Source organism: Agromyces humi (genome assembly GCF_009720255.1).
Classification (GTDB): domain Bacteria; phylum Actinomycetota; class Actinomycetes; order Actinomycetales; family Microbacteriaceae; genus Agromyces; species Agromyces humi.
In genome coordinates, this window is sequence record NZ_WJSP02000516.1 from 1 (window position 1) to 2,134 (window position 2,134).

The 2,134-nt window shown below is 74.9% G+C and carries 1 protein-coding gene and 1 pseudogene; both read right to left on the reverse strand.

The annotated features are described in order from the left end of the window. Positions 1 to 126 precede the first annotated feature (126 nt). Positions 127 to 702 (reverse strand): annotated as a pseudogene (locus GH736_RS21650) (DnaJ domain-containing protein); the annotation flags it as partial. An 86-nt stretch (positions 703 to 788) separates the two neighbouring features. Continuing rightward, positions 789 to 2,134 (reverse strand): class I SAM-dependent methyltransferase (locus GH736_RS21655; protein WP_159606982.1); only part of this gene is annotated, 1,346 nt, incomplete at its 5' end.

Sequence of the window (2,134 nt, forward strand, 5' to 3'; positions counted from 1 at the left end):
CGTAGAGCTCCTTGCCGCCGTGCCCGCCCGGCTCGATCACCGACCGGATCACCTGCACGCGCGATTCGGAGCGCGGCGAGAGCAGGCGCTCCTCGGTGTCGACACCGCCGAGGTTGATCCGCGGGCCGTCGGCCCGAGCACGAGGTGGTCGAGCTTCGGCGGCAAGCCCGGGCCCGCGGCATCCGTCGCCACGTCGTGCCAGATCGTGTAGGCGATGCCGAGCGTCGACAGCGCGCGGGCCGTCGCCTCCTCGACGAGGGCGTCGGCGAGGATGTGCCGGATGTCGCGTGGCGCACCGCGCACGAGCGCGGGGTCGTACGGGTCGGGCACCTCGACGCCGCGACCGACCCACTCGCGGATGCGATCGAGGTAGCGCTCGCGGGTGAGCCCACCGGGGTGGCCGTACGACCGGGCGAGCGGACGCGAGTCGCGCGGCCGGCGCGGCGCCGTCGGCGCCCAGGCCTCCCGCGTCGGCGCGGCGTTCGCCCCCGACATCCCGCGATCGAAGGCGGCCCTGGCGTCGGGCGTGCCGACGAGGACCCATGCCCGCTGCACCGCGTCGAACCGGGCGGTGTCGCCCCCGGTGTCGGGGTGGGCGCGGCGCAGCGCGCGACGATAGGCGAGGCGGAGGGCAGCGGCATCCGCGTCGGCGGAGACGCCGAGCACCTCGTACGGGGAGTCGGAGAGCGGACTGTCGGCCATGGGCTCGCTTTCGGTTTGCGTCCACGAGAATACCCCCGACGCGCCGGGTGTTCGCCGAGTCGCCGCGTCGGGCATCGGCGTGCCGGTCACTCGGCCGGCAGCAGCAGCATCCCGTCGTCGATGAGCGCGCGGACGGCGGGCAGCAACTCGGCCGCGAGGGCTGCCTCGTCCACGTCGAGGAGTTGCGCCAGGGCGGCGATGATCGCGCCGGCCGCGAGCTCGCCGTCGGATGCACCGACCAGCGCCGCGAGACCGGTGTCGAGGCTGATGGTGCGTCCGAAGCCGCCGCCCTGGCGCAGCAGCATGGCCGTCGGATCGGCATCGCCGGGCCAGTAGTGCCGTTCCTCGGTCACGTCGCCGGCGACCGTCAGCCGCAGGGCGGCGAGTCCCGAGTCGTCGAGGGCTGCCTGGCGGTCGTGCGCGTCGAGGCAGGCCGCGAGGTGCGTGCCGAGCCCGCCGTCATGGCTGCCGAGCGGGCCGTGCAGCCGCTCGGTGCGCGCCAGCCGCGGGGTGGCGGGCCCCGTCGCGGAGCCGGCGGCGGCCGGGTCGGCGTCGCCTCCGGCCTCGGGCGATGATGACGCTTCCGGATGCCGCAGCAGCACGTAGCCGAAGCCGACCTCCCGCACGCCGCGCCGCTCGAAGTCGTCGAGCCACGCGTCGTAGAGCCGGTCGAACTCGGCCGTGCCGGGCCGGGTGCCGCCATCGCGGATCCAGGTCTCCGCGTACTCCGTCACCTGCTGCAGCTCGCGCTCGACGATCCAGTACTCGAGTGGGCCGGCCCAGTCGCGCACGCGCTCGAGTCCGTCCCGGCCGGCGTCGTCGCCACCGGCCCTCTCGCCGTACTCCCAGTTGCCGAGCAGCTGCGCGATGCCGCCCGGCTGGAGGTGGTCGGCGGCGCCGCGCAGCACGGCCTCGACGATCCCGTCGCCGATCATCCCGCCGTCGCGGTACTCGTACTCGGGCACTCCGGTCGCCCTCGGCGTGATCACGAACGGCGGGTTGGACACGATGCGGTCGAAGCGCTCCCCCGCGACCGGATCGTAGAGGCTGCCGAGGCGGAACTCCACGCCCTCGATGCCGTTGAGCTCGACGTTGAGCCGCGCGAGGGCGAGCGCCCGCTCGGAGATGTCGGTGGCGACCACCCGGTCGGCGAACCGCGACGCGTGCATGGCCTGGATGCCGCACCCCGTGCCGAGATCCAGCACCGTTCGCGCGTGCTGCGGGAGCATCAGCCCCGACAGCGTCATCGACGCGCCGCCGACGCCGAGCACGTGCTGCTCGCCGAGCGCGTGCCCGAGCGCGACCTCGCCGAGGTCCGACACGATCCACCACTGCCCCTCGCCGAACGCGTCGGTGAACGCGTACGGCCGCACGTCGAGCAGCGCGCGAACGGATGCCGCTCGCCCGCCCTCCCGGCCGCCCGTCGCCGCCG